Source organism: Nitrospirillum amazonense (genome assembly GCF_029594735.1).
Lineage (GTDB): Bacteria > Pseudomonadota > Alphaproteobacteria > Azospirillales > Azospirillaceae > Nitrospirillum > Nitrospirillum amazonense.
In genome coordinates this window covers 649,007-669,088 of record NZ_JARPAF010000002.1, presented here as the reverse complement: position 1 = coordinate 669,088, position 20,082 = coordinate 649,007, and the positions used below count along the sequence as shown (strand labels likewise).

Annotated in this window: 23 protein-coding genes and 1 other RNA gene; 12 read left to right on the top strand and 12 right to left on the bottom strand. The window is 68.8% G+C overall.

Annotation, left to right across the window (positions count from 1 at the left end; translation table 11 throughout):
- The first annotated feature begins 43 nt into the window (after window positions 1–43).
- From P5F91_RS09255 to P5F91_RS09240, 4 genes are all read left to right on the top strand, one after another.
- Window positions 44–793, top strand: coding sequence for a pyrimidine 5'-nucleotidase (locus P5F91_RS09255; protein WP_145610557.1), 750 nt, complete (start codon window positions 44–46; stop codon window positions 791–793).
- Between the two features lie 163 nt (window positions 794–956).
- Window positions 957–1,802 (top strand): 2,3,4,5-tetrahydropyridine-2,6-dicarboxylate N-succinyltransferase, encoded by an 846-nt coding sequence (gene dapD / locus P5F91_RS09250; protein ID WP_277907065.1) that lies wholly within the window; start codon window positions 957–959, stop codon window positions 1,800–1,802.
- Between the two features lie 5 nt (window positions 1,803–1,807).
- Window positions 1,808–2,998: a succinyl-diaminopimelate desuccinylase gene (dapE, locus tag P5F91_RS09245; protein WP_277907064.1), complete on the top strand. Its 1,191-nt coding sequence runs from the start codon at window positions 1,808–1,810 to the stop codon at window positions 2,996–2,998.
- Window positions 2,995–3,600: a hypothetical protein gene (locus tag P5F91_RS09240; RefSeq protein ID WP_277907063.1), complete on the top strand. Its 606-nt coding sequence runs from the start codon at window positions 2,995–2,997 to the stop codon at window positions 3,598–3,600. Before dapE ends, P5F91_RS09240 begins: the two co-directional genes overlap by 4 nt.
- Before the next feature lie 95 nt (window positions 3,601–3,695).
- Here P5F91_RS09240 and truA read toward each other — a convergent pair whose 3' ends face one another.
- The 3 genes from truA to def form a co-directional block, all read right to left on the bottom strand.
- A complete protein-coding gene (gene truA, locus P5F91_RS09235) occupies window positions 3,696–4,436 on the bottom strand; it encodes a tRNA pseudouridine(38-40) synthase TruA (protein WP_277907061.1) in 741 nt (246 codons plus the stop codon).
- 4 nt (window positions 4,437–4,440) lie between these two features.
- Entirely contained in the window at window positions 4,441–5,385 is a 945-nt protein-coding gene (gene fmt, locus P5F91_RS09230) for a methionyl-tRNA formyltransferase (protein WP_145610562.1), read from the bottom strand.
- A 133-nt stretch (window positions 5,386–5,518) separates the two neighbouring features.
- On the bottom strand, window positions 5,519–6,025 hold the full coding sequence (gene def / locus P5F91_RS09225; RefSeq protein WP_145610563.1) for a peptide deformylase: 507 nt from the start codon (window positions 6,023–6,025) through the stop codon (window positions 5,519–5,521).
- A 231-nt stretch (window positions 6,026–6,256) separates the two neighbouring features.
- Between def and P5F91_RS09220 the strand changes: the two genes are divergently transcribed.
- The 3 genes from P5F91_RS09220 (at window position 6,257) to P5F91_RS29870 (ending at window position 8,920) form a co-directional block, all read left to right on the top strand.
- Window positions 6,257–7,102 (top strand): TonB family protein, encoded by an 846-nt coding sequence (locus P5F91_RS09220; protein WP_145610564.1) that lies wholly within the window; start codon window positions 6,257–6,259, stop codon window positions 7,100–7,102.
- A 64-nt stretch (window positions 7,103–7,166) separates the two neighbouring features.
- Complete coding sequence (locus tag P5F91_RS09215; RefSeq protein WP_277907060.1) at window positions 7,167–8,312, top strand: TonB family protein; 1,146 nt, start codon at window positions 7,167–7,169, stop codon at window positions 8,310–8,312.
- A gap of 62 nt (window positions 8,313–8,374) precedes the next feature.
- Window positions 8,375–8,920, top strand: a complete 546-nt coding sequence (locus tag P5F91_RS29870; RefSeq protein WP_422394474.1) for an energy transducer TonB — start codon at window positions 8,375–8,377, stop codon at window positions 8,918–8,920.
- Here the strand turns inward: P5F91_RS29870 and recR are convergent.
- The 4 genes from recR to ffs all read right to left on the bottom strand — a co-directional run bounded on the left by recR (window position 8,894) and on the right by ffs (window position 12,078).
- Window positions 8,894–9,502 (bottom strand): recombination mediator RecR, encoded by a 609-nt coding sequence (recR, locus tag P5F91_RS09210; RefSeq protein ID WP_277907059.1) that lies wholly within the window; start codon window positions 9,500–9,502, stop codon window positions 8,894–8,896. The genes P5F91_RS29870 and recR overlap by 27 nt on opposite strands.
- 123 nt (window positions 9,503–9,625) lie before the next feature.
- Window positions 9,626–9,949 (bottom strand): YbaB/EbfC family nucleoid-associated protein, encoded by a 324-nt coding sequence (locus tag P5F91_RS09205; RefSeq protein WP_088870677.1) that lies wholly within the window; start codon window positions 9,947–9,949, stop codon window positions 9,626–9,628.
- A gap of 3 nt (window positions 9,950–9,952) precedes the next feature.
- Window positions 9,953–11,890: a DNA polymerase III subunit gamma/tau gene (locus P5F91_RS09200; protein ID WP_277907057.1), complete on the bottom strand. Its 1,938-nt coding sequence runs from the start codon at window positions 11,888–11,890 to the stop codon at window positions 9,953–9,955.
- A 90-nt stretch (window positions 11,891–11,980) separates the two neighbouring features.
- An RNA gene (gene ffs / locus P5F91_RS09195) (signal recognition particle sRNA small type) lies at window positions 11,981–12,078 on the bottom strand.
- A gap of 134 nt (window positions 12,079–12,212) precedes the next feature.
- On the opposite strand from ffs, the gene nudC reads away from it, so the two are divergent.
- Window positions 12,213–13,169, top strand: a complete 957-nt coding sequence (nudC, locus tag P5F91_RS09190) for an NAD(+) diphosphatase (protein ID WP_338424071.1) — start codon at window positions 12,213–12,215, stop codon at window positions 13,167–13,169.
- 28 nt (window positions 13,170–13,197) lie between these two features.
- Window positions 13,198–13,605 carry a phage tail protein gene (locus tag P5F91_RS09185; protein ID WP_277907056.1) on the top strand — a complete coding sequence of 136 codons (408 nt, stop codon included), beginning with the start codon at window positions 13,198–13,200 and terminating at the stop codon, window positions 13,603–13,605.
- On the opposite strand, the gene P5F91_RS09180 is transcribed toward P5F91_RS09185, so the two are convergent.
- From P5F91_RS09180 to P5F91_RS09170, 3 genes are all read right to left on the bottom strand, one after another.
- On the bottom strand, window positions 13,602–14,180 hold the full coding sequence (locus P5F91_RS09180) for a hypothetical protein (protein WP_277907055.1): 579 nt from the start codon (window positions 14,178–14,180) through the stop codon (window positions 13,602–13,604). The two genes, P5F91_RS09185 and P5F91_RS09180, sit on opposite strands and share 4 nt — an antisense overlap.
- Before the next feature lie 49 nt (window positions 14,181–14,229).
- Window positions 14,230–15,009 (bottom strand): histidinol-phosphatase, encoded by a 780-nt coding sequence (hisN, locus tag P5F91_RS09175; RefSeq protein ID WP_277907054.1) that lies wholly within the window; start codon window positions 15,007–15,009, stop codon window positions 14,230–14,232.
- 128 nt (window positions 15,010–15,137) lie between these two features.
- Window positions 15,138–15,677: a c-type cytochrome gene (locus tag P5F91_RS09170; protein WP_145610572.1), complete on the bottom strand. Its 540-nt coding sequence runs from the start codon at window positions 15,675–15,677 to the stop codon at window positions 15,138–15,140.
- Between the two features lie 273 nt (window positions 15,678–15,950).
- Between P5F91_RS09170 and P5F91_RS09165 the strand changes: the two genes are divergently transcribed.
- The 3 genes from P5F91_RS09165 to P5F91_RS09155 all read left to right on the top strand — a co-directional run bounded on the left by P5F91_RS09165 (window position 15,951) and on the right by P5F91_RS09155 (window position 18,708).
- Window positions 15,951–16,733 (top strand): 3-deoxy-manno-octulosonate cytidylyltransferase, encoded by a 783-nt coding sequence (locus P5F91_RS09165; RefSeq protein WP_277907053.1) that lies wholly within the window; start codon window positions 15,951–15,953, stop codon window positions 16,731–16,733.
- 155 nt (window positions 16,734–16,888) lie between these two features.
- Window positions 16,889–17,764, top strand: a complete 876-nt coding sequence (locus tag P5F91_RS09160) for a prephenate dehydratase (RefSeq protein ID WP_277907052.1) — start codon at window positions 16,889–16,891, stop codon at window positions 17,762–17,764.
- 11 nt (window positions 17,765–17,775) lie between these two features.
- Window positions 17,776–18,708, top strand: coding sequence for a 2-hydroxyacid dehydrogenase (locus tag P5F91_RS09155; protein WP_277907051.1), 933 nt, complete (start codon window positions 17,776–17,778; stop codon window positions 18,706–18,708).
- Here the strand turns inward: P5F91_RS09155 and P5F91_RS09150 are convergent.
- Together P5F91_RS09150 and P5F91_RS09145 are read right to left on the bottom strand one after the other, a co-directional pair.
- On the bottom strand, window positions 18,702–19,445 hold the full coding sequence (locus P5F91_RS09150) for a cyclic nucleotide-binding domain-containing protein (protein WP_186454725.1): 744 nt from the start codon (window positions 19,443–19,445) through the stop codon (window positions 18,702–18,704). The genes P5F91_RS09155 and P5F91_RS09150 overlap by 7 nt on opposite strands.
- Window positions 19,446–19,617: 172 nt before the next feature.
- A complete protein-coding gene (locus tag P5F91_RS09145; RefSeq protein ID WP_246134370.1) occupies window positions 19,618–19,995 on the bottom strand; it encodes a response regulator transcription factor in 378 nt (125 codons plus the stop codon).
- Window positions 19,996–20,082: the final 87 nt, after the last annotated feature.

Sequence of the window (20,082 nt, the reverse complement as noted above, 5' to 3'; positions counted from 1 at the left end):
TCGCGGCTTGCCCGGAACGGCCGGCGGGCCCATGGTGGGGGCCATGATGACCGACACCGCCGCGCCCCTGACCGTCACCCCCGCCGACCATGCGCCCATGGGCAGCCCCTTCGCCCATGTCGACACCTGGATCTTCGACCTGGACAACACGCTGTATCCGGCGGCGTGCAACCTGTTCGCCCAGGTCGACGTGCGCATCGGCGCCTATATCGCCGAGGCCCTGGGGCTGGACGCCGACGCGGCCAAGCGCCTGCAGAAGGACTATTTCCGGCAGTACGGCACCAGCCTGCGCGGCCTGATGCTGAACCATGGGGTGCAGCCGGAGCCCTTTCTGGACTATGTCCACGACATCGACGTCAGCGCCATTCTGCCGCAGCCGGCCATGGCGGAAAGCCTGGCGGCCTTGCCGGGGCGCAAGATCATCTACACCAACGGCTCGGCCGGCCATGCGGAGAACGTGATGCGGCGCCTGGGCGTGGCCGACCAGTTCCACGCCGTGTTCGATATCGTGGCCGCCGACTTCACCCCCAAACCGACCCCCGCCCCCTACGCCACGCTGATCCAGCGCCACGGCATCGACCCCACCCGCGCCGTGATGGTGGAGGACATCGCCCGCAACCTGGAACCGGCCCGGGCACTGGGGATGGCCACCGTGCTGGTGGAGACGGACTCGCCCTTTTCCCTGCCCAACCCCGACGCGCCGCCCGCGGCGTTGCCCTATGTGCAGCACCGCATCACCGACGTGCCCGCCTGGCTGGCCCAGGTGGTGGCTGACCTGGCCGGTCCCAAGTAGGCCCGCCCACGCAAGAATATGTCCGGGAGAGGCTGCTAAAGTAGGGTCTGGCCTGCCGCCGGGGGCGTTGACAGGGGTCGAAGCCCCCCGCCATTGTCCCCCCGCTTAATCGGACACCTCCGCCCCCAAAGCCGCCGACCAGGCGCCATCCGGACGACGCCCCATGACCGCTTTCACCGACCTGCAGAGCCATATCGAGCAAGCGTGGGAAACCCGCGACACCCTGAACGCCAGCACCACCGGCGCCACCCGCGACGCAGTGAACGAGGCGCTGTCGGCCCTGGACCGGGGTGACCTGCGGGTGGCGGAAAAGGTGGACGGCTCCTGGGTGGTGAACCAGTGGCTGAAGAAGGCCGTTCTGCTGTCCTTCCGCCTGACGGACAGCGCGCCGATGCCCGGCGCGCCGGGGGGCAGCACCTGGTTCGACAAGGTGCCCACCAAGTTTGAAGGCTGGGACGACGCCCGCTTCCGCGCCGCCGGCTTCCGCGCCGTGCCCGGCGCCATCGTGCGCCGCAGCGCCTACATCGCCCCCGGCGTGGTGCTGATGCCCAGCTTCGTCAACATCGGCGCCCGCGTGGGCAAGGGCACCATGGTCGACACCTGGGCCACGGTCGGCTCCTGCGCCCAGATCGGTGCCAACGTCCACCTGTCGGGCGGTGTCGGCATCGGCGGCGTGCTGGAGCCGCTGCAGGCCGGCCCGGTGATCATCGAGGACAACTGCTTCATCGGCGCCCGGTCCGAGGTGGTCGAGGGCGTGGTGGTCGAGGAGGGCGCCGTCCTGTCCATGGGCGTCTACATCGGCGCCAGCACCAAGATCATCGACCGCGCCACCGGTGAGGTCTTTATCGGCCGCGTGCCCGCCTACTCCGTCGTCGTGCCCGGCAGCATGCCCGGCAAGCCCCTGCCCGATGGCAGCCCGGGCCCCAGCCTGTACTGCGCCGTCATCGTCAAGCGCGTGGATGAGCAGACCCGGGCCAAGACCTCGATCAACGACCTGCTGCGGGACTGATCCCCATGGCCGCCAGCCCCCTTTCCACGCCGCTGGACGCCACCGACCCGGTGGCGCTGACCCAGGCGCTGATCCGTTGCGCCAGCGTCACGCCGGCCGACGCCGGCGCCCTGGGCGTGCTGGAAGGGGTGCTGGGCGCCCTGGGCTTCACCTGCCACCGCCTGCCCTTCACGGAAGAAGGGACGGCGCCGGTGGAGAACCTGTACGCCCGGCTGGGCGACGCCGGCCCCAACTTCTGCTTCGCCGGCCACACCGACGTGGTGCCGGTGGGGGATGAGGCGGCGTGGACGGTGGCGCCCTTTGCCGGGGACATCATCGACGGCCGGCTGTTCGGCCGGGGGGCATCGGACATGAAGGGGGCCATCGCCGCCTTCGTCGCCGCCGTGGCCCGGCACAAGGCCGCCGGACTGCCCATGGTGGGCAGCCTCAGCCTGCTGATCACCGGGGATGAGGAAGGCCCGTCCATCAATGGCACCCGCAAGGTGCTGGGCTGGCTGGCGGAGCGGGGCGAGGGCCTGGACGCCTGCCTGGTGGGCGAACCCACCAACCCGCAGCGCCTGGGCCAGATGATGAAGATCGGCCGGCGGGGCAGCATCACCTTCACCATCACCAGCCTGGGCGCTCAGGGCCATGTGGCCTATCCCCACCTGGCCGACAATCCCCTGCCCCGCCTGGCCCAGGCCCTGGCCCGCCTGTCGGGGGAGCCGCTGGACCAGGGCACGCCGCACTTCCAACCCAGCAGCCTGCAGATCACCACCATCGACGTGGGCAACCCCACCACCAACATCATCCCGGCCAAGGGCACGGCGGTGTTCAACATCCGCTTCAACGACCTGCACAGCCCGGCCAGCCTGGAGGCCCACGTGCGCGGCGTCCTGGCCGACGTGGGCGGGGCGTGGGACGTGAAGGTGACGGTCAGCGGCGACGCCTTCCTGACGCCGCCGGGGCAGCTGAGCGGTATCGTTTCGCAAGCGGTCCAATCCGTCACAGGGCTGGAGCCGGAGCTGAGCACCAGTGGCGGCACCTCCGACGCCCGCTTCATCAAGAACCACTGCCCGGTGGTGGAGTTCGGCGGCGTGGGCGCCAGCATGCACAAGGTGGATGAGCACATCGCCGTGGACGACCTGACCCGCCTGACCGACATCTACGCCCGCGTTCTGGCCGACTGGTTCGCGGCCCACGGCGCCGCCGCGTGATGGGGGAATTGGGCCGCAGCCTGGCCGGCGCCCTTCGTCTGGTCTTCCTGGACAAGACGGCCGCCGCCCGCTTCCCGGCCGACCGCGCCGGGGCGTTGCGCAGCTTCTGGGTATTCCTGGCCCTGCTGCCGGGCGTGGTGGCGCTGGACACGGTGGAGCGTTGGATGGGCCACCCGCTGACGCCGCTGGGCGACGGCACAGCTCTCGCCACCATCCCCGTGGCACGGGCCGTTCCCGCCACCCTGCTGGCCTACCTGATCGGTACCTTCGGCTATTTCCTGATGGTGGAGCGTATCCTGCACCTGCAGGGTAACGGCGCCTTATTCCCCCGCTTCATCGCCGCCTTCAACTGGAGCGGCATCGTCGCCCTGCTGGTGGCGCTGCCCCTGGCGGTGCTGGCGCACAGTGGCCTTCTGTCCATGCCCATGGGGGCCGCCATCATGGCGGTCACCTATTTCTGGAGCCTGTTCTACGAGGCCTACGTGACCCGCGCCGTGCTGGGCTGCGGCTGGCTGACCGCCACCGGCTTCGTGCTGCTGGACGTGGTCGTCAGCGACCTGACGACCACCCTGGTCCATGGGCCGCTGATGGCTGCCAGTTAGTTTCCTGTTCCCTGGAAACTTCCGCCCCGGAAACTTCCGGCGAACGCGGTCGCATCCTACTGCGGGATGAGGCGCCGCCTCACCCCGCAGGGCTTTCACTCATACCACGCCTCGGTGAAGTACAGCCCATCCGGCGGGGCGGTCTGGCCGGCGGCGGCGCGGTCGCGGGCCTCCAGCGCCCGGGTCACGTCATCGGGCGTCCACTTGCCCTCGCCCACCAGGCGCAGGGTGCCGATCATGTTGCGGATCTGGTGGTGCAGGAAGGACCGGGCGCGGGCCACCATGTGGATCTCCTCCCCCACCCGGCTCACCGTCAGCAGGCTCAGCGTCTTCACCGGGCTCTTGGCCTGGCAGATGCTGGCGCGGAAGCTGGTGAAGTCGTGGTTGCCCACCAGGCGCTGGGCGCCTTCGTTCATGGCGTCGGCGTCCAGGACGGTGGGCACGTGCCAGGCGCGGCCGATGTCCAGCGCCAGCGGCGCCCGGCGGTTGACGATGCGGTAGAGATAGGCGCGGCCCTTGCACGACAGGCGGGCGTGGAAGTCGTCATCCACCGCCTCCGCCCTCACCACGGCCACGGGCTCCGGCCGCAGGTGGAAGTTCAGGGCGTCGCGCACCGTGTCGGCCTTGGTCGGCTTTTCCAGGTCGAAATGGCAGACCTGGCCCAAGGCGTGGACGCCGGCATCGGTGCGGCCGGCGGCATGCACCCGCACCACCTCACCCGAAAACCGGCGGATGGCTTCCTCCAGGCAGGCCTGGACGGAGGGGCCGTGCGGCTGCAGCTGCCAGCCCTGGTAGGGCCGGCCGTCATATTCGACGGTGAGTTTCCAGCGCGGCATGGGGTCAGACGGCGGCGATGGGCTTGCCCACCGCGTGCGGGAAGCCGCGCAGGAAGGCCGCCCCCTCGACGGGGCCCTTGCCCGGGCGCTGCACGGTGGTGAGGCGCAAGGCACCCTCACCGCAGGCCACGGTCAGGTTGGCATCCAGCAGGGTGCCGGGGGCGCCGGTGCCGGCCACGGGCTCGGCCGCCAGCACCTTGATCTTCTCAATCGCACCACCCTCAAGGGCCGCCTCGAACCAGGTGCCGGGCCAGGGGGTCAGCGCCCGCACCTGGCGATCCAGATCCGCCGCCGGCTTGGTGAAGTCCAGCAGCCCTTCCTCCTTGGTCAGCTTGGCGGCGTAGGTCACGCCCTCCTCCGGCTGCACCGTGGCGGGCAGGTCGCCGGCCGCCAGGCGGTCCAGCGCCGTGACGATCAGGCGGGCGCCCAGGACGGAGAGGCCGTCGTGCAGCTGGCTGGCGGTCATGCGCGGGGTAAGGGCGATGCGCTCCTCCAGCAGCATGGGGCCGGTGTCCAGCCCGGCCTCCATCTGCATGATGGTGACGCCGCTCTCGGCGTCACCGGCCAGGATGGCGCGCTGAATGGGCGCGGCGCCGCGCCAGCGGGGCAGCAGCGAGGCGTGGATGTTGAGGCAGCCCAGGCGCGGCGCGTCCAGCACCGCCTGCGGCAGGATCAGGCCATAGGCGACCACCACCGCGACATCCAGGTTCAGCTCCCGGAACTCCGCCTGAGCCTCCTCGTTGCGCAGGGTGCGCGGCGTGCGCACCGGGATGCCCAGCGCCTGGGCCCGCGCGTGCACCGGCGTCAGCTGCTCCTTGTGCCCGCGCCCGGCCGGGCGGGGCGGTTGGCTGTAGACGCAGGCGACCTGATGCCCGGCCGCGACCAGGGCGTCCAGCACCGGAACGGAAAAGTCGGGCGTGCCCATGAAGGCAAGGCGCAGGCGGGTCATGGCTGCCTCCAACCAAACAAGTGAACCAGGCCTGCGACCGCGGGCCCCGGAGATTTCCGGGGAGCGTAGCGGACTGGAAATCGAGGATAGCCAAGCGGCCGGACGGCCGCGCCCGGCGCCTGAGGGAACAGCGTCAGCGAGCCGCCTTGGTCACCTTGCGCATGATCATGTTGCGCTTCAGCGAGGACAGGTGGTCGATGAACAGCACGCCGTTCAGGTGATCAACCTCGTGCTGGATGCAGCGGGCCAGCAGGTCGTCGCAATCGCGTTCCTGCACGCTGCCGTCGCGGTCGACGTAGCGCACGCGGATCTGCTTGGGCCGCACCACGTCGGCGTAGATCTCGGGGATGGAAAGGCAGCCCTCGTTGTGCACGCAGGTCTCATCCGACAGCCACAGCAGCTCCGGATTGGCCATGGCGATGGGTTCCTTGGCGCCTTCCTTATGCTCGGACACGTCGACGACGATAATGCGCTCCAGCAAGCCGATCTGCGGGGCGGCCAGGCCGATGCCGGGCGCCTTGTACATGGTCTCCAGCATGTCATCCATCAGCTTCACCACGCGGCCGTCGACATTGGCGATGGGCGCGCACTTCTTCTTCAGGCGGGCGTCGGGAACGGTCAGGATGGGCAGGAGGGCCATGGGTGTCGTGTCCGGATCAGGCGGCTGGTGAATGAGGGCGGTGAGTATAAACGCTCGCCCATCTGCGAGATAGGGGAAGCCGGCCGCCAGGGCAAGGCCCGGTTGCGTAGCGGGGGGTATGCGGGTGGATGTGCAGGGGGCGTTCATGGGCGCGGCGCATGCATCCCACCGGTTGCTTCACGATCCTGTTTATTCTAACGCTAAGGCCATGCGTGAACGGGGGAGACGCGCTTGACCATCCAACACCGCCGTTGCGGACACCTGCTCGCCGTCTTGTGCCTGGTTCTGATGCCGGCCGCCGCCGGAGCGGCCGACCAAACCGCCCAACCCGACCCGGCCAAGCCGCGCCTGGACCTCGCCTCGTTCAAGCAGCCGGACTATCCGCCAGAGTCGGCGCACGCGGGCGAGGAAGGCCGTGTGGGCGTCAGCGTCCAGTGCCAGGCGGACGGAAGCGTCACCGATCCCCAGGTGGTGGAGCCCAGCGGCTACGCCCGGCTGGACAATGCCGTGCTGTCGGTCGTGCCTGGCCTGCGCTGCTTCCCCGGCCACGATGCCCAAACCGGCGAGGTCGTCACCGGCCCGGCCAAGTTCCGCTATAACTTCAAGCTGCGCACGCCACCGCCCCCCGCCAGCCTGCACCTGACGTCCGAGGACATCCGCGACCTGGTGGCGGCCGCCCGCGCCGCCAACCCCGGCGTGACCATTCCCGAGCCCACGGACAGCAAGAGCCAGCAGGTCATGTGGAACCTGGCGCTGGACGCCAAGCTGGCCCCCGGCGCCTTCAGGCGCCCCGCCTATCCGGCGGCGGCCCTGGCGCAGCGCGAGGCCGGCACGGTGGCCATCGCCTTTCTCTGCGGCGCGGACAGCCACGTCACCGCCACCCGCGTCATCAACAGCGCTGGCAGCCCCCGCCTGGACGCGGCCCTATCCGACGCCGTGCCTCCGGGCACCGCCTGTCAGCCCACCACCACCGGCGCAGACCATACGCCGGTGGCCTCCTGGGGCTTCGTCGCCCACGCCTTCGTGCCGCCCGAGGCGCCAGTGGGACCCCCGCCAGCGGGCACCCAGCCTTTCTAAGGACCATGGTGCCGACCGCCATCAATTCCGTAACCATCGTCTTGGCAACAACCCGGAGAGAGACATGGCAAGGTGGTATGCCCACACCGGCAGGCTATTGTTTCTCAGCATGATGTATGACGCCTGGACCATGGAGGCCCACGCCATCCCTGCGGACTCGCCATCACCAGCTGGCTCCCCGGTCAAGCTGGACGCGAAGTCCTTCTTCGACGCGCAACCCATCTATCCTCCGGACTCCATTGCCGCGCAGGAGGAAGGACGCCTCGTCTTCATCGTATTGTGCGACGTCGACGGCACCGTCAGCGACGCCGTGATCATGGAAAGCAGCGGCCACGAGCGGTTGGACCAATCCTTGCTGACCGCCGCCCGTGCCCACCGGTGGGGGTGTGCCATCCATGACGCCAACGGCGACCCGCCAGACGGCATTCGGCGGGCCATTTGGGGCAGCACCAAGATAGCGTATCGCTTCCAGCTGCAGATGAGCGATGGAAGCCGCCCCACGCCAAACCGGCCACCACCTCCGGAAGCAGCGGTACAGCTGGAAACGGTGACGCCGCCGGTCTATCCGGCTGCCGCACGCGCCGCCGGGGAGCAAGGCCGGGTCGACCTGCGCTTCCTCTGCCAACCCGACGGCCGGCTGAGTGACATCACGATCGACCATTCCTCCTCACACGCGGATTTGGACCAAGCGACCCTGGCCGCGGCGCAGAGCGGGAAATGGCGTTGCCAGCTGCCGGCGGATAGCCGAGAGGCCACGGTGGGGTCATACAGCCACACGTTCCGCCTCTCCCCGGTGCCGCCGCAGCCAATCCCGCCCCCTCCGCCACCGCCGTCAAAGCCGATGCCGTTCTGGGAACGACAATTCTTGCCGCAGTTGCCGGTTGAGATCAGCAGCGCTGCCCTACCGCGCCTTCCAGTGCCGTATCCCCCTGAGTCCGTAAGACTGAAAGAAGAGGGCCGGGTTCGCTTCACAGCCTTTTGCAACGACGCTGGGATGTTCACGTCCGCGCACATCCAGTCGTCCAGCGGCTATAAAAGGTTGGACGATGCGCTGCTGGCCGCCGTGGACTCTCATCGCTGGCGATGCGCGAATCCCAAATCGGCCAAGCCGCCGCTCACCTCCCTCGTCGAGGCCGAGTATCTGTTCCGACTACCCGCGCGGCAAAAGGGCGGCCCGCGCGTTCGTGACAAGCCACTGCCGAAACCTTGAGCTGCGACAACCCTCTTTCACTTCTGCAACGTTTATCTCTTGGGGATGAGAAGGGGGACTTCATGCGGACTAGCGGAAGCCAGGCGGTCATTAGCGGCATCCTGGTTGCGGTAGCTTGTTGGCCGTTAACTCAAATGTCATCGTTGGCTGAACCACCGGAGAGGGTCTTCAGGCCGGCATGGTCGTCAATAATATCCGACTTTCCTTTCGCGCATGATGAATCGTTCTACTTCGGCTTTGCCGCCATCCCCCAGGGTGCCGCACTCGATGTCCCGTCTTTCCGCCGCTTCCCTCCGGTTTATCCCTTGGAGGCGGTGAGACTGAAGAACCAGGGCCGGGTTAACTTCATCGCGCTCTGTGATGCGAAGGGTGTTGTCACCTCCGCCGAGATCCCGCGGAGCAGCACACATCCTGAATTGGACGATGCCGTACTGGCGGCTGCCCAATCCGGCCAGTGGCGCTGCAAACCAGCTCTCGTAAATGGACTGCCTGAAACCTCATGGGCGAAAGCGAGTTTCCGCTTCCGTCTCAGCGACGTTGGGAAAGCCCGCGCACACCAGGCGGCCGCCGTCCGCACCCCCTCACCCCAGCGTCCGCCGCGCCCGTAACGCCGCGGTCAGCGTGCCGTCGTCCAGGTAGTCCAGCTCGCCGCCCACGGGCACGCCGTGGGCCAGGCGGCTGATGGCGACGTTCAGGCCGGAGAGGCGGTCGGTCAGGTAGTGGGCGGTGGTCTGGCCGCCGGCGGTGGCGTTCAGCGCCAGGATGACCTCGCGCACGGGCGTGCCGTCCGTGCCCTGGGCCACGCGGGCCAGCAGGCCGGGCACGGCCAGGTCGTCGGGACCGATGCCGTCCAGCGCCGACAGGGTGCCGCCCAGCACGTGGTAGAGGCCGCGATAGGCGCCCGTGCGCTCCAGCGCCCAAAGGTCGCCCACCTCCTCCACCACGCACAGGATAGCGCGGTCGCGGGAGGTGTCGCGGCAGACGCCGCAGGGGTCGACCGTGTCCAGGTTGCCGCAGACGGGGCAGGTGCGGATGCGGGCAGCGGCGGCGGCCAGCGCCTCGGCCAGCGGGTCCATCAACTGGTCGCGCTTCTTGATCAGGTGCAAGGCGGCGCGGCGGGCCGAGCGCGGGCCCAGGCCCGGCAGGCGCGATAACAGCTGTATCAGGCGGTCGATTTCAGGGCCGATCATGGCCCCAAGATAGGGGCTGTGCCGGCTTTGTTCCAGCCCGGCTTTGTTCCAGCGGGAAAATGAAGACGCCGGGCCCGTCGCCAGGCCCGGCGTTCAAAACCACACCCTGAAGGGCGGCGCCGATCAGAACGGCAGCTTCATGCCCGGCGGCAGCTTCAGGCCGCCCATGAGCTTGTTGGTCTCTTCGGCGATGTGCGCCTCGACCTTGCCCTTGGCGTCGTTGAAGGCGGCGACCAGCAGGTCCTCCAGCACCTCGATGTCCTCGGGGTCGACGACGGACTTGTCGAGCTTTACCTTCTTCAGCTCGCCCTTGCCGTTGACCACGACGCGGACCATGCCGGCGCCGGACTGGCCGTCGGCCTCGATCTCGCCCAGCTTGCCCTGCATTTCCTGCATCTTGGCCTGCATCTGCTGGGCCTGCTTCATCATCTGGCCGATGTTCTTCATGGCCTAAAAATCTCCTTCCCAGTCGCCGTCGCTCATGTCGGGCGGGGCGTCGAAATACGGGTTGTCGGGGGCATCCATACCGCCATCCTCGTAAGAAGGGAAGGCGGGGGTGAGGGCGGCCTCTTCAGCGGCGGCCTTGGCGGCCGCCGCGGCCAGCTGGTCCAGGTCGCGCACCACCGCCATCCTGGCGCCGGGGAACGCGGCCATCAGGGCCTGCACCAAGGGGTTGGCCGCGGCCTGTTCGCGGGTGCGGTTCTCCGCCGCGCGGTCCTGGTCGCTGAGCGTGGGTTCGCCGGGCGCGCTGGAGACGGTGACGATCCAGCGCCGGCCGGTCCATTCCGTCAACAGCTGGCCCACGCGGCCGGCCAGGTTGGGCACGGCCATGGCGGTGGGCCGCAGCTCGATCAGCCCCGGCTCGAACTTCACCAGGTGGACCATGCTCAGGAGGTTACCCTGTAGCATGCCCTCGCGCCGGGCGCCGAACAGCTCCGCCACCTCGCGGAAGGATTTGGGATCGGCCGGGGGTAGATCCGGAACGGGCTCCATCACAGGGGTGGGAGCGACCACGGGAGCCGCCTTCACCGCACCGGCCAAGCCGCCGCGCAGGACGGCCATGGGGGCGCCATTCGGGCCGCCGCCGCCGGCCATGGCCATACCGCGCGCCGTGGCGCCGCCGCCGCCGCCGCCCATGGAGCCGCCGCCCATCGGCGCGCCGCCGCCATTCCCGCCCGTGGTGGGCACACCGCCCTCCATCACCTTGCGCACCAAATCACCCGGGCTGGGCAGGTCGGCGGCGTAGGCCAGGCGGATCAGCACCATTTCCAGGGCCTGCATGGGTACCGGCGCCTGCTGCACCTCGCCCAGGCCCTTCAGCAGGATCTGCCAAGCACGGGCCAGGGCCGGCATGCCCAGCTTGGCCGCCAGGTCGCCGCCGCGCACCCGCTCCATCTCCGGGATGCCCTGGTCCTGGGCCGTGCCGGGAACCACGCGGGCGCGGGTGAGGAAATGGGTGAAGTCCAACAGGTCCTGGGCGATGACCACCGGGTCGGCGCCGCGCTTGTGCAGATCGTCCAGCACGGCCAGCGCGTCGGCCGGCCTGCCCGACAGGGTCGACTCGAACAGATCCACCACCAGGGTGCGGTCAGCCAGGCCCAGCATGTCGCGGACCTGCAGGCCGGTGACCGTGCCGCCGCCCAGCGCTATGGCCTGATCCAGCAGCGACAGGCCATCACGCACCGAGCCATCGGCGGCGCGGGCGATGAGGCTCAGCGCCTCCGCCTCCACCGGCACCGACTCCTGCGCCGCGATACGACCGAAATGGGCCTGCAGCGTACCCTGGTCCACCCGGCGCAGGTCGAAGCGCTGGCAGCGCGACAGCACCGTCACCGGCACCTTGCGGATCTCGGTGGTGGCAAAGACGAACTTCACATGGGGCGGCGGCTCCTCCAGCGTCTTCAGCAGCGCGTTGAACGCGCTGCGCGACAGCATGTGGACCTCGTCGATGACGTAGACCTTGTAGCGGGCACCAGCGGGGGCGTAGCGCACGCCCTCGATGATCTCGCGGATGTTGTCGACCGAGGTGTTGCTGGCCGCGTCCATCTCGATGACATCGACGTTGCGGTCCTGTGAGATGGACACGCACTGCTCACACACGCCGCAGGGGCTGACGGTGGGGCCGCCCTGGCCATCCGGGCCGATGCAGTTCAGGGCCCGGGCGATGATGCGGGCGGTGGTGGTCTTGCCCACGCCGCGCACGCCGGTCAGCATGTAGGCTTGGTGGATGCGCCCCGACTGGATGGCATTGCGCAGGGTGCGCACCAGCGCGTCCTGACCGATCAGCTCATCGAAATTGCGGGGGCGGTACTTGCGGGCCAGAACCCGGTAAACGGCATTACCGGCGGCGGTGTCGGAAGCGGAGGAAAGCGGGCTTTGATCGGTCACGGGATCGCTCAACCCTTCCGGCGCTGGCAGGGACAGGGCGCGCCGGCGGCTAGCGCCGGGTGCCCGCCTAGGGGCTTCTCATTTTATGAGGTGGGAGGCTGGACATGCGACCCGCGCCGAAACTCGTTACGGCTGCTTCCTTCCGGACCTGACCGGGTTGGCGAGGGACACGTCCGCCGCCAACCTCCCGCCGCCATATATCGGCATCGACCCGCCCCATAGCAAGTGAAAAGGCGGCAGGGCCGACCCGCCCCTTCCGATGCGCCGCATGACGAGGGGTGGCCTTGCCCGCTCCGGCCCCATCATGAGACGAATGGTGATCATGACGAACCGGTCCCAGAAAAACTTCTACACCGGCGCCGGCCTGGACCGCGCCACCATCGCCCGCAAGCAGGCCGACTGGCTGGCCCAGCGCCTGGCGGCCCCCGAAAGCCGTTTCCTGGCCGTCTGGCGCGGCCTGTTCCTGGTGGCATCACCGCCGCAAGGGACGCCAGAGGAAGCGTCGGTTCAGCCCGTCTATCTGGACCCAGCCAGCCCGTGGTGGCGCGAGGCCGCGACCCTGGCCCCCGCCTTCCTGGGCGTGGAGGGGGACGTCGCCCACTTCGCCGTCGACTTGTCGGGGCTGGAGGAAGGCCATCCGGACCTGCTGGGCCTGGGCACACCGACGGAGCTGCGCACCTTGGCTCATCAGGTGGACCGGTCCACGGCCAGCCTGCTGGCCTATGTGCGCGGTCTGCTGGGCTGGCATCAGCGTCACCGCTTCTGCGGCGTCTGCGGCACGGTGACAGAGGTGATCGAGGGCGGGCATGTCCGCCGCTGCACCAACCCCGACTGCAAGACGCTGCACTTCCCCCGCACCGACCCGGCCGTGATCATGCTGGTGCACGATGGCGACCGCTGCGTCATGGGCCGGCAGGCCCGATTCGGCCAAGGCATGTATTCCACCCTGGCCGGCTTCGTGGAACCGGGCGAAAGCCTGGAGGAAGCGGTGGCGCGCGAGGTGATGGAGGAGGCCGGCATCCAGGTGACGGACGTGCGCTACCAGTCCTCCCAGCCCTGGCCCTTCCCCTCCTCCCTCATGCTGGGCTTCCACGCCCGCGCCGTGACCACGGAGCTGAAGGTGGATTTGGAGGAGCTGGAGGACGCGCGCTGGTTCACCCGGGAGGAGGTGCGCGAGGCCAGCCTGCGCCGCGGCCCCCTGGACGGATCCTTGCGCCTGCCCCCGGCCGACAGCATCGCCCGCCGCCTGATCGAGGATTGGCTGGAGGGCGAGGTTTAGGCTATCGACCAAATCGGGGGAGGAAACCATGTCGGGGGAAACGCAGACCAGCACCTGGCCGCTGCCCAAGTTCTATTTCTCGGTCCAGCTGGGCAACGGCGTCGCCGCCACGTTCCAGGAAGCGGCGGGACTGGATACCGGTGCCCAGCCCACCCCGGCATCAGGCCCGCTCGGGAACGTGACCCTGCGTAAGGGCGCCGTCACCAACGGCGGCGCCCTGTGGGACTGGTTCAACCAGATCAAGCTGAACGCGACCACCCACCAGACAGTGGTGATCAACCTGCGGGACGAGGCCGGCGCAGTGGCGATGGGCTGGACCCTGAACAACGCCTTCCCCACCAAGATCACCGGCGCGGACCTGAAGTCCGAAGGCAACGAGGTGGCCGTGGAGTCGCTGGAGGTCGCCTTCGAAACCCTGGTGATCACAGCACCTTAAGGCGTGGTGCAAGAACCCCCATAAGCGTCGGCATAGGGCTTGCCAAAGCAGGCCAACAGGCCATCGACGATTCCCATGTTCATGGGCCAGCTCAGCATCATCATGGAATCGCCTGTGGTGTCCGATTCCAGTGGCGGCCGTGGAACATGGCTCAGGCGATCCCGCGCCGCCTGCAACGCTGGCCGGTCGTGGCGCAGGAAGGCCAAGGTCGCGTCGACGTACGCATTCCATGCCTGGGCCCGGGATGTGTCGCGCGAATCGTGAGACTGTTCCATCAACGTGAGGGCGGCGGTGTCGCCGGCGAGGGCCCGCACCTGTCCCTCGTGCCAGTACAGGATACGTGCCGGCTCCTGCGGATGGGCGGCCCGGTAATCGCGCAGCAGGTCGGCCGCCGCCATCAGACAGCCCGGCTTCTCCGCGATGGGGCGCCATCCCCCGGTGAGATCCTGGTCGAACGCCTGCTCGTCCAAGGCCAGCAGCGCGGCCCGGTCAGGCACGCAGGCATCAGCCGCCAGCGCTGACACGGCAGCAAGGGACAGAGAAACCAGCAGCACGGCCGGACACCACACCTTCATGGGCACACCACCATCGCGATTGACGGGTGGGATGCTAACCCAAAAAGTGTCAGCCGCCCATGATGGCCAGCGCCTGGGCATGCGCGCGGGCGTCGCCGGACGCCACCACCTCACCCACCGCCCCCAGCACCAGGTCGCGGCCCTGCCAGTCGGTCATGCGGCCACCGGCGCCCTCGACCACCGGCACCAGGGCCGCCCAGTCCCAGGGCGCCAGGTCGCGCTCCACCGAGATGTCCAGCCAGCCGTTGGCCACCTGGGCGTAGCCGTAGCAGTCGCTGCCGTAGACGACGTAGCGCGACGCGGCCTTGAGCTGGGCGAAGCGTTCCGCCTCCACGCCCTTGAACATGTCCGGGCTGGTGGTGGTTACCGTCGCCTCCGCCAGGGTGGCGCAGGCGCGGGTGCGAACGGGCGTGCCGTTGAAGCGGGTGGGGTGGCCGACACCGCCGATCCAGCGTTCGCCCAGGATGGGCTGGTCGATGACGCCCAGCACCGGGCGGCCGTGGCGCAGCAGGCCGATCAGGGTGCCGAAGATGGGCCGGCCGGTCATGAAGCTCTTGGTGCCGTCGATGGGGTCCAGCACCCAGACGTATTCGCGGTCCAGGCCGTGGGTACCCAGCTCCTCGCCCAGGATGCCGTCGTCGGGGCGCTCGGCCGCCAGCAGGGCGCGCAGCGCCTCTTCCGCCTGGCGGTCGGCGATGGTGACCGGCGTCAGGTTGGACTTAGCGTCGATTTCCACATCCGCCCGGAAATAGCGGCGGATGACGGCGCCCGCCGACTCGGCCATGCGATGGACCAGGGCGATGAACTCTTCTGGAACGGGCGTCGTCATGGGTTCTTCCTGGGCTGCGGGACATGCAAAGAGGGGCGGCCCCGGCCGGGACCGCCCCTGCTTTTATACCGGAGAGACCGCCGCCTCAAACCCAAGGCGGCCGGCTATTCCTTAAGCGCACCCGCTTGTCACGGCAGCGGGGCCGGGCTGTCGGCCTGGGCCCGCAAGTAGGCGATGACGTCGGCGCGGTCCTTGACGGACTTGAAGCCGGCGAAGGTCATCTTGGTGCCCGGGGCGTAGGTCTTGGGGCTGGCCAGGAACTCGTTCAGCTTTTCGTAATCCCAGGTGCCACCCAGCTTCTTGATGGCGTCGGAGTAGGCGAAGCCCTCCATATGGCCCTGCTTGTTGCCGATGATGCCCCACAGGTTGGGGCCCACCTTGGCCGGGCCGCCTTTGTCGAAGGTGTGGCAGGCCTGGCAGACCTTGGTCAGCTTGGCGCCGTTATCGGCGCTGGCAGCGGCCAGCAGCGGGCTGACCGGGTCCGGCTTGGCCGGCGCCGCCGGTTCGCCACCCGCGGCCGGGGCCGCCTCCACGCCTTCGATCTTGTACACGTTCTCGGTCAACATCGTCGGGTGCACGGCCTTCTTGGCGATGAACCCCGCCAACAGGGCGATCAGCGCGCCCAACAGAATGGCCATGGAAATCTTGTTGAAGAAGCTACCCGCCATCAGATCAAGCCCTCATGTCCCACGCTGTTTGCCGTTCGCGTGCTGGTTATGGTTCCTGCGCGTCCAGGTTAACGCCAGGTGGTGACGCTTGTCGATGCCCGGGGCCGTTATGGTCCGGCCATCATTCTCCCAAATTCCGGGCGACGATAAGCGGCCTGTTCAACCAGGGCAAGATAGTTCGGCGCCCTGCCTGCAAACCGGCTTGACCATGGGAGGTAAATGTCGCACGCCTGCCCCAGCCATGAGCCAAATCAAATCGTAGGCCGAAGCCCGATGTCTTCAAGCCCCACCGCCTCTCCCCTGGGCGCGCCCAAAGCCCCCATCGTGATCATTCCGGCGCGGATGGCTTCCACCCGGCTGCCGAACAAGCCGCTGGCCGACATCGGCGGCGCCCCTATGATCGTGCAGGTGTGGCGGCGCGCGGCGGAGGCCGACATCGGCCCGGTGCTGGTGGCGGCGGCGGAAAAGGAAATCGTGGAGGCGGTGCGCGACGCCGGCGGCCAGGCGGTGCTGACCGACCCCGACCACCCCTCCGGCTCCGACCGCATTTACGAGGCGCTGCGCCTGGTGGACCCGGAGGGGCGGCACGACGCCGTGGTCAACGTCCAGGGCGACTTGCCGACGGTGGAGCCGGCCACGGTGCGCGCCGCCTTCGGCCCGCTGGCCAATGGGCAAGTGGACATCGCCACCCTGGCGGTGGAGATCACGGTGGAGGAGGAGCGGCACAATCCCAACGTGGTCAAGGCGGTGATCGAGCTGGCGCCGGGCGCCCGCGTGGGCCGCGCCCTGTACTTCACCCGCACCACCACCCCCTGGGGTGCCGGCCCGCACTATCATCACATCGGCCTTTACGCCTATCGCCGCGAGGCCCTGGCCCGCTTCGTCGCCTTGCCCCCCGCCGCCCTGGAGCAGCGGGAGAAGCTGGAGCAGCTGCGGGCGTTGGCCAACGGCATGCGCATCGACGTGGCGGTGGTGGACGCGGTGCCCCTGGGCGTGGACACGCCGGAGGATCTGGAACGGGCGCGGGCCCTGATCGGCAGCATGACGGCCCCGTAAAACAAGCGGCATGAGCCATGGGTCATGCCGTTGTAGGCTGCGACCCCGATATACGGGAAAGGGCCGCCGGAGCTTTCCGGGAAGCGAAGCGGACTGGAAAGCAAGGAAGCCAAGGCTACGCACGTGGCCGCCCGGCGCTTGAGGGGGAAAAGAATATGTCCGACGCCGCCGAGAACAGCATCGCCTACCAGGGGGCGCCGGGCGCCAATTCCGACATGGCGTGCCGGCAGGTGTTTCCGGACATGGTCCCCCTGCCCTGCCATTCATTCGAGGACGCCTTCGCCGCCGTGACGGAGGGCCGCGCCCGCCTGGCCATGATCCCCATCGAGAATTCGGTGGCCGGCCGCGTGGCCGACATGCACCACCTGCTGCCCCAGGGCGGCCTGCACATCATCGGGGAGCATTTCCAGCGGGTGGTCCATTGCCTGGTGGCGCCTAAAGGGGCCACGATCGAGGGCCTGAAGCAGGTTCATTCCCACATCCAGGCGCTGTCGCAATGCCGAGGATACCTGCGCACCCATGGCATGGCGCCTGTCACCCACGCCGACACGGCCGGTGCCGCCGCCGACGTGGCCAAGTGGGGCGACCTGACCCAGGGCGCCATTGCCTCGGAACTGGCGGCCCAGATTTACGGGCTGGAGGTGCTGGCGCGCGGCATCGAGGATGCGGAGCACAACACCACCCGTTTCCTGATCCTGTCGCGGGAGCCCAAGCCGGCGACGCGCGGGGCAGGCCCCGTCATCACCAGCTTCGTCTTCCGCGTGCGCAGCGTGCCGGCGGCCCTGTACAAGGCCATGGGCGGCTTCGCCACCAACGGCGTCAACATGACCAAGCTGGAAAGCTACATGGTGGGCGGCCGCTTCACCTCCACCCAGTTCTACGCCGACGTGGAAGGCCACCCCGAGGACCGGTCCCTGCGCCTGGCGCTGGAGGAACTGGACTTCTTCGCCCGCGAACTGAAGATCCTGGGCGTCTATCCTGCCCACCCCTTCCGCTCCGAAAGCAGCCAGCGCGACGACGGGCAGGATTAAGGAGTCTTTTGATGGCCCTGCTGTTCGTCTCCGCCCACGACCACGCCGCCGACTGGGTGAACGAGCTGAACGCCCAATTGCCTGAGCTGGACGTGCGGGTATGGCCGGAGGGCATGGGCGACCCGGCGGAGATCGACTACGCCCTGGTCTGGAAGCCGCCGGCGGGCCTGCTGGCCAGCCTGCCCAAGCTGAAGGCCATCTTCTCGCTGGGCGCCGGGGTCGATGCCCTGCTGGCCGACCCCACCCTGCCCGACCTGCCGCTGGTGCGCATGGTGGAGCCGGGCCTGACCGAGGGCATGACCGAATATGTCTGCCTGCATGTGCTGCGCTGGCATCGCGACGCCCCCCTGTTCGAGGCGCAGCAGCGGGCGGCGCAGTGGAAGCAGCTGACCCACCAGCACCTGGCGCGGGAACGCAGGGTGGGCATCCTGGGCCTAGGCGCCCTGGGCAGCGACGCGGCGCAGGCCCTGAGGGCCCTGCGCTTCGACGTGGCCGGCTGGAGCCGCTCAGCCAAGCACCTGGACGGCATCGCGACCTATCATGGGGCCGGGGGCTTGGCGCCCTTCCTGGCGCGCACGGACATCCTGGTCTGCCTGTTGCCCCTGACGCCGGACACGGAGAACATCCTGGACGCGGGCCTGTTCGCCCAGCTGCCCCGGGGTGCCGTGGTCATCAACGCGGCCCGGGGGCGCCATCTGGTGGAGGAAGATCTGCTGGCGGCGCTGGACAGCGGCCACCTGGCGGGTGCCACCCTGGACGTGTTCCGTACGGAACCGTTGCCGACTGACCATCCCTTCTGGACCCACCCCAAGGTGACCGTCACCCCCCACGTCGCCGCCATCACCCAGGCGCGCACGGCGGTGGAACAGGTGGTGGGCGGGCTGAAGCGGCTGGCCGCCGGCCAGCCGCTGATCAACCTGGTGGATCGGCGTCTCGGCTATTGAACGAGGCCGGACTGGCCGCCGCCTTCGGACAAGTCGACCAAGGCCTCGATATCCACCAGTTCCACCATCTGATCGGGCAACAGCCGGATGAGGTGGGTGGTCTTGAGCTTGGTGAAGGCGCGAGAGACCGTTTCCATGGTCAGCCCCAGGAAATCCGCGATGTCGGTGCGGGTCATGGGCAGCGGGATGCGGCAATGGTCCTGAGGCTCGGGCGTCACCCGCCGGGCCTGGCGCAACAGGAAGCTGGCCAGCCGCTCCGGCGCGGTCTTGCGCCCCAACAGCAACATCTGCTCCTGTGCCACCTGCAGTTCGGTGGCGGTGGCCGCCAGCAGGCGCAGGCGCAATTCCGGATCCCGGTCCAGCAGCGTGTCGAACTGCGTGCGGGACAGGCGCCGCAGGGTCACGGGCGTGACGGCCTCGGCGGAATAGAGATAGGTGCCGCCTGGGGCCAGCCCCAGCATGTCGCCGGGCTGCAGGAAGCCCACGATCTGCCGCCGGCCGTCGGCCATCATACGCAGGATGCGGACCATGCCGGAGGTGATGATGCGCACGCTGCTGGCCGTATCGCCTTCCGAGAAGATCACCTGGTCCCGGCTGTAGGCGGAAGCCTCGTCCGCCCAGGGGGCGAATGGGCCGGCCGATGCGGCCCGGCTGGCGGACGGCGCCGGCAGGACGGTGAAGACGGCCGGGCTGGGCTGGCGGGGGGCGGTCGGGGCGGTGGCGAGCGATGGCGTCATCTGGGGGCTCCCGTTCATGTCGGGCCTGAACCAGCCCGTCGTCGTTCCGTGAGAGAACCCTAGCGCCCAGCGTTCCACCTGATGAGTTCGGTCTTCTACCTACGTAAAACCCCTTATGGGCGTAAAACCCCTTATGGGCGCAAAGCCCCTATGGACGCAAAACCAGGGTCCGTCAGGCAGGGCCGCCCAGCAGCCGCCGCAATTCATCCAGCAGCCGGCCGGTATCGACGGGCTTGTCCAGGAAGCCGGCCACCCCCGCCCGAAGGGCCCGGTCGCGCGTCTCCGCCTCCATGTTCGCGGACATCATCAGGACAGGCACGTCGCGCAGCAGGGCGCGATGCCCCTCGACGAACTCGACGCCCGTCATGCCGGGCATATGCTGGTCAAGCAGCAGGCACCCCGGACCGCCATCGAAATCGGCGGCGAAGTCCTGGCAGGAGGCGTAAAGATCGACCTCAAAGCCGTACAGCCGCAGCAGGAACTTTAGGGAGTCGCGGACGGACTCGTCGTCATCAACGACATGGATCCGTCCCGCCGCGATCTCGGCCACATCAAATCTCCTAGAGGCGTTACACCGGCGGCGGTGATGCCAACCCCGCCGACCCATTGAGGTTAAGGTGTCGACGCCTACAGGAGT